The sequence below is a fragment of the Fretibacterium sp. genome, assembly GCF_057312375.1.
The window spans coordinates 1-6463 of the sequence record NZ_DBHLDX010000087.1; the positions used below are offsets into that span (position 1 = coordinate 1).

The 6463-nt window shown below is 67.4% G+C and carries 5 protein-coding genes; 1 reads left to right on the forward strand and 4 read right to left on the reverse strand.

All coding sequences use genetic code 11. The annotated features are described in order from the left end of the window. Positions 1-1026: GLUG motif-containing protein (locus ACO41U_RS09590; RefSeq protein ID WP_485943509.1), on the forward strand; the 1026-nt coding region annotated here is incomplete at its 5' end. Between the two features lie 195 nt (positions 1027-1221). On the opposite strand, the gene mdoH is transcribed toward ACO41U_RS09590, so the two are convergent. The 4 genes from mdoH to ACO41U_RS09610 all read right to left on the reverse strand — a co-directional run. Then, complete coding sequence (mdoH, locus tag ACO41U_RS09595; protein ID WP_485943511.1) at positions 1222-3282, reverse strand: glucans biosynthesis glucosyltransferase MdoH; 2061 nt, start codon at positions 3280-3282, stop codon at positions 1222-1224. Beyond that, positions 3279-3668: a hypothetical protein gene (locus ACO41U_RS09600; protein WP_015556067.1), complete on the reverse strand. Its 390-nt coding sequence runs from the start codon at positions 3666-3668 to the stop codon at positions 3279-3281. Before ACO41U_RS09600 ends, mdoH begins: the two co-directional genes overlap by 4 nt. Positions 3669-3672: 4 nt before the next feature. Then, the gene (locus tag ACO41U_RS09605) at positions 3673-5334 is read right to left on the reverse strand and encodes an OpgD/OpgG family glucan biosynthesis protein (protein WP_485943513.1); all 1662 of its coding nucleotides are present in this window, start codon (positions 5332-5334) and stop codon (positions 3673-3675) included. A gap of 239 nt (positions 5335-5573) precedes the next feature. Then, a partial coding sequence (locus ACO41U_RS09610; RefSeq protein WP_485943515.1) for an efflux RND transporter periplasmic adaptor subunit occupies positions 5574-6463 on the reverse strand: 890 nt, incomplete at its 5' end.

Below are 6463 nucleotides of genomic sequence, written 5' to 3' on the forward strand. Positions count from 1 at the left end.
TCGGACATCGACCTGTCGTCGTACGGCAACTGGGACCCGATCGGCACGTTCAACATGGAGAGCGACGACCCCGAAAAAAGTGAGCCCGCCAAGTCCTCTCTCGCCTTCGTGGGCAGGTTCGACGGCAACGGGCACACGATCTCGAATCTGACCGTCAACCGCCCCGATACCTGGAGCGTCGGGTTGTTCGGCTTGGTCATGGGCAATGCCACCTTCACGTCCATCCGGAACCTGACCGTCAACAATGCGGACGTCAAAGGCGCCTGCATGGTTGGGGGCGTCGTCGGGGCGCTCAACGGCAGAGTCACCGACATAAAGCTGACCGGCAATAACAGAATAGAAGGCTCCACGGTCGGCGCCGTTGGCGGCATCGTGGGAATGGGGTACGGCGCCATCGAAAACTGCACCGCCAACGCGAGCGTAACCTCCAACGGGAAGGGCATGCAGGGGCTCGGCCTCATCTGCGGGGGAGGCAAGTGGCTGACCGTCCGCGCCTGCACGGCGACGGGGAACGTCACGGCGAAGGGATTCGGGGCCTTCTCGGTAGGAGGGCTGATCGGCTGCATCCAGGAGTCGCCGGTCATGGAGAACTGCGCCGTAAAGGCGACCATCGATGCCTCGGCCGAAAAGAGTTTCATGGTCGGCGGCTTGACGGGACACGCCGGCAACTACGACAAGAGCAACCCCACCCTGATCCGGAACTGCTCTGCCGACGTCGACATCACGGTTTCGGCTTCGTCGAAGCGGGTCGGGGGGCTGATCGGCGGAAACCTCTTCGTGTCGGCGTTCCTGGAGGAGCACCCGACCCCCTCTCTCTATCGCATCACCGGCTGCGCCACGTCCGGTTCCATCAAGGGGAACGCGAGCCAGATCGGGAGCATCGCCGGATACGGCTACGACTCCTCCGTCACGGACTGCACGAGCACCCTCGTCTGGAGCGGCGGGGCGATTAAACAGGTTGGCCTGATGCACAGTGCGGGCGAAACGCCCGACCCCATCGGCCTGGATTATTACGCGGGCGAATGAGTGACCGCAAAATGAAAAAGTGAAACCTTAAGGGTCTGTCTGAATCGAGGCCAGCCGCTCTGCGGCTGGCCTTTCTGCGTTCTTGAAGATGTAGAACATCCAGTTCGTTGGCGTCCTGAAGTAAAGCCGATGCCCGCGGCCGTTCAGGGCCTTCCGAATTTCTTGCGCGGCTGCGCCGCCGGTGCGGGGTTCGTCCTACAGGCCCCAGGGGGCGCTCTGCCGCTCCGGCAGCGTCCAGACCCTCCGGTGCAGTTCCCGCATCGAGTCGGGGCTGTTCAGCAGCGCCATCTTCTCGCCTTTGGACAGGGGCTCTCCCGACAGGGCCCGATCGACCAGCGCAGGGTCCAGACGCCTTCTCAGGCGGCGGTTCATGGCACGGTGCAGGGCATTTGTTCGGGGGTCCGCCACGGCACGGCGAAAGCCTTCCTCCTGGGGGAGGCCTAGGGGCGAGTAGCGGCGGCGTTCCGCCAACGCCTCCGCCTTGTCCGTCAACTCGCGGGGCGCGTGGAGCTCCTCCGGGATGGCAAACAACCCGAGGCGGGCGGCGGCCCGGCCCAGGGACGCCCGGCTGGTGAACACGGACAGCGGCACGGAGAGCGCGAGCGGAAGGACCACGGGCAGGAGCCAGAGGAAGAAGGACGGGGTCACCCGATGGAGCAGCCAGCCCCACGTCAGGCCGATGAGGACCGCCCACCAGTGCGCCCGGACCGCCTCGCCCCACGTCGTCCCGCGGTCGTCCCGCGACTGCCCTCCCCAGCCGGTCCCCCAGCCCAGAAGGGTCACGACGACGAATCGGCTGTGGCAGATCATGCGTATGGGGGCCAGTAGCATGGAGAGGAGCGTTTCGCCCGCCACGCCCAGCAGCACCCGCAGCGCGCCGCCGTAGCGCCGCGCGCTCCGCGCGATCAGCAGGGCGTGGATCAGGCAGAGGAGCTTCGGCAGGAAGAGGAGGAGGGCCGTGCAGCTCAGGAGGGTCAGGGCCCACTCCGGGTACCAGACGTGCCACTGGGGGAACAGCATGTTGGGCTGCGGGAAGTAGTTGGGCTCCACCAGGACGTCCAGCAGCGCCTGGACGGAGCTTGCGATCAGGAAGATCAGCCACAGCAGGGCGGAGCCGTAGGACAGGATGCCGTTGAGGAAGAGGGCCCGGTGCGTGGGGAAGAAGCCGTAGGTGAAGATCAGGCGCAGGTGCTGAAGGTTCCCCTGGCACCAGCGCCGGTCGCGCTTCAGCTCGTCGATCAGAGTGGGGGGCGTCTCCTCGTAGCTGCCGTCAACTCCATAGGCCAGCCACACCTCGTAGCCCGCGCGGCGCATCAGGGCGGACTCGACGAAGTCGTGGCTCAGGATCTCCCCGCTGAGGGGCCCCCGGCCCGGCAGCTTCGGCAGCTCGCAATAGCGCATGAAGGGCTCGACTCGGATGACGGCGTTGTGCCCCCAGTACTGTGCGTCACCCAGCTGCCAGAAGTTCTGTCCGACGGCAAAGATCGGGCCGTACAGGCTGTTGGCGAACTGCTGCACCCGCGCGATCAGGGTTTCCCGGTTCACCCCCCTGGGGGGCGTCTGGAGGATTCCGATCCGCGGGTTCCGCTCCATGGCGTCCACCATGCGCACCCAAGTCGTCCCGGCCATGACGCTGTCCGCGTCCAGCACGATCATGTAGCGGTAGTTTCGCCCCCAACGGCGGCAGAAGTTGGCGACGTTGCCGCTCTTTCGCTTCACGTTGGAGGGCCTGCGGCGGTAGAAGAGGTGCCCGTCCATCCCCAGGCGCTCCCGCAGCCCGTACCACGCCTCCTCCTCGCGCACCCAGACGTCGGGGTCCGTGGTGTCGCTGAGGATGAAGACGTCGAAGCGGCCCTCCTGTCCCGTGGCGGACAGGGAACGCCACATCGCCTCCACGCCCGCGCCGACGTTTTTCGGGTCCTCGTTGTAGACGGGGATGAGCACCGCCGTTCGGACGTCCTGTGGAAGGTCCGGCAGGGGGGCGTCGGGGTCGATGATCCGGTAGCCCTGGTATCGGAAGAGCAGCACGAAGAACCCGAAGAGCGCCGTCCAGAACCCCGTCGAGATCCAGGCGAAGAGGACGCCGAACAGGGCGCACAGGAGCAGCTCCACCGGCGCGCCGCCCTGGTGGGGGAGCAGGGCGGACATGTAGTCTGCGGCCAGGACGGAGGGGACGACGATCAGCGACAGAAAGAGGCAGCGGCGCCAGAGCGCGGAGCGACGCCAGGCGGGCCGGGCGTTTGGGGCGGGCGTCATCGCGTCCGGCCCTCCTCAGACCGACGGAGCCTCCTGATAAGGCCCCTCAGAGAAAATCCGCCGCGCGTCATGGAGATGCGGGCCGGAGGCATCGACCCCCGGTTGTAGGGCGGGACGGGCACCGGAAGGGCGTCCGCGTCGGGCAGGAGCCCACGGTCGGCGCACAGCGCCCTCAGGGCCTCCATGGCGGTCTTCATGTCACAATCCTCGGCATGAGCGGGGAGCGTTTCGCTCGTCCCAGAGGGGCAGAGCTCGTCCATGGTTTTCAGCACCAGCTCCAGCCCCTCCCGCGGGGGGAGGCGAAGGGCCCGGACGTAGAGGAGCAGGCGGTCCCGCAGGACCTCCTCGGGGCGGGGGGCTTGAGGGTCGCAGCGAGTCGGGGTCATGGCCCTACCTCCCAAACACGTAGGTCCAGGTTTCGGTGAGGGGGTCCGGAAGGTTTTCCCCCTTCTTGAGGACCGCGGAGAGGCGCACCGCGGGCGGCAGGGCCGGAAAGACGGAGAAGCCTCCACCCGCGTCCACCTCCACCTGGAAGGAGAGCCGCCAGCCGCCGGTGCGGGAGTTCTTCTCCAGGTGCTTCTGCACCAGCTTGGCCCCTTCGACCTCCACGATGCTGGTGATCCCCGAGTCCGGGGGCAGGTCGTTCAGCTCCCCGCCCTTGAAGTCCACGAGGAAGCGCACCCAGTTCTTGCGGTCGCCCATCGCCTGCCGCGTGGCCACAACGCGCCCCAGGGGGTGCAGGCGGTGCTCCAGCCCGCTCCAATAGAGCGTGCAGGCGCCCTTGAGCGGCTCGTCGGGGCTCTCGCGGTTGGGGAGCCAGAAGGCCACGACGTTGTCGTTGTACTCCGAGTCCGTGGGGATCTCGATCAGCTCGACCCGGCCGGGTCCCCAGTCCCCATCGGGCTCGACCCAGAGGGAAGGTCGTTTCTCGTACTCCGCCTCCAGGTCCTGATAGCGCTCGAAGCTCCGACCGCGCTGCAGCAGGCCGAAGCCCAGAAGCCGCTCCGCCGGGATGTCGGTGACGCCCAGCCGCTCTCCGTTGCGCAGGGCCCGCCACTGCCAGACGTCGTCGTCCCTGTGGACCAGAAGGCCGTCGGAGTCGTGGACCTCGGGCCGGTAGTCTCCGCGCCTTCCGTTCTCAGGGGCGCCGTAGAAGTACATGCTGGTGAGGGGGGCAACCCCTGCCTTTTCGATGCCCTTGCGGAAGAACACCTGAAACTCCTCGCGCATCGAGGTCTCCGGCCCCGGAGCGATGACGAAGCGGTAGGCTCCGGCGCAGCTGGGGCTGTCCAGCAGGGCGTAGACCGTCAGCACGGCGTCGCCGCTTGCGGGCTTCTGGACCCAGAACTCGCGGAACCATGGGAACTCCTCGCCGGAGGGGAGCGCCGTGTTCAGAGCCAGTCCACGCGCGGAGAGGCCGTACTTCGTGCCGCGGCCGACGGCTCGGAAGTAGCTGGCCCCCAGAAAGACGGTCACCTCGTCCTTGTACTTGGGGTCGTTGAGGGCGTAGTGGATGCGGAACCCGGCGAAGCCCACGTCGGTGGAGGCCACCTGGGCCTTCAGGTCGTCGTTGGGGTACTGAAAGAGCTCCGTGGAGAAGGGGACCGGGACGGGCTGCCCCTCCTCGATGACATTGATGTTCACGTTGCGGTCGTAGTAGAAGCCCGAGTGAAAGAACTGAAGCTCGAAGGGCAGGTTCTCGAACCGCCACAGGGCGCGATCGGGCTTGAAGCGGACGGAGCGCCACTGGTCGTAGCTCAGCGTGCGGAGGGACGCGGGCAGCGGCGTCGGGGGGACGTACTCCGCCTCAGCCGAGCTGCGGGCCAGGGCGACCACGTCCTCGAACCCGAAGGCACTGCTGACGTCGGCAGAGGCCGTCGGCCGGTCGGTCGAGGCAGGCCCTTGCAATGCCACGTCCCCAGAGCGCGGGAGCGCGTCCGCGGACGTCTTGGGGGCTGCGGCGAGCGGCGTCGAAAAAAGCGTCCCCGCAACGAGGAGGACGACGACGGAAAGGCTACGGCAAGCTATGGACTTCAAAACGGGCCAGGACAAATGAACCCATCTCCCTTCCTGGTCTTTCAAAAGCGACGGGGAAGGCGTCTTCCCCGTTTCGTTTTCAACCTATTCAACCACAAAGTGCTTCGTCGTCAAGCGTTTCCTCTGCAAGTCGGACGAAAGGACGCGAGGACCGCGGCCCCGATCTTTCGGGCGACGATCCTCGCATCAACAAGGGATCTTTTTTGGGCGGGAGCGTCAGCGGATTCCAACGGTCCGACAGCGTGCGGCTGCGCTCAGCTCCCCGCTTTCCGTTCCACGACCCGCGCCCCGTCGGCCAGGTCCGACGCGGGGTAGAGGACCACCCGCTCTCCCGGTCGAAGCCCGTTCAGCACCTGGGCTTCGACGCCATTGTCCCGCCCTGTTTCGACGGTCCGAAGCCTCGCGATGCCGTCCTCGACCACGAAGGCGGCCTGTTTGCCGTCGTTGCGGAATAGCGCGCCGGAGGGCACGGTGAGGGCGTCCCGGTCCTCCCACACGACGATCCTGGCCTCGACGCGGAAGCCGTGTCCGAGCCTTCCGAGGGACTCCGTCAGGTCGGTGAATCGGACGACGACGTTCACCCGCTGCTCCTCGACCCCTAGGGCGGAAACTTTGGTGAACGCGAAGGGTTCGACCTTCTCGACGATGCCGTTCAGGGGCCTATCCCCGCCCCAGCCCGACAGGATGACCCGGTCGCCCGACGCGACGCGGACGGCCTCCGAGGACAGGAGCTCGACGACGACCTCCAGCCCGCCCTCGACGTCCCCGACCTCCATCAGGGGGGTCCCGGCGGACAGGGGGCCCTCGCTCTCCCGCATCACGCGCAGCACCCGGCCGTCGGCGGGCGCGAAGATGGGGATGACGTTCGCCTCGGTCGTTTGGGGCCCGGCTTTGCCGTCCCCGAAGCGGCTCAGCCGCGACAGGGCGCCCTTGCGCTCCGCCTCTCGCACGGCGATCGCCGCCTCGGCGTTGTGCAGGGCCGCCGCGGTGGTTCGGGCCTCCCGCTCGGCCTGGTCCAGCTGGAGCTGGCTGGCGGCTCCGGAAGCCCTCAGGCTCCGCATCCGGCGTAGCTGCATTTGGGCCAGGTCCCGGTCGGCGACGGCCCGCTCCCGGTCGGCCCGCGCGAGCTTCAGCGCCGCCTCCG

Bases quoted from the DNA above. Each gene is read 5' to 3' on its own strand.
- mdoH (WP_485943511.1), bottom strand. From the start codon at position 3,282: ATGACGCCCGCCCCAAACGCCCGGCCCGCCTGGCGTCGCTCCGCGCTC.
- ACO41U_RS09600 (WP_015556067.1), bottom strand. From the start codon at position 3,668: ATGACCCCGACTCGCTGCGACCCTCAAGCCCCCCGCCCCGAGGAGGTC.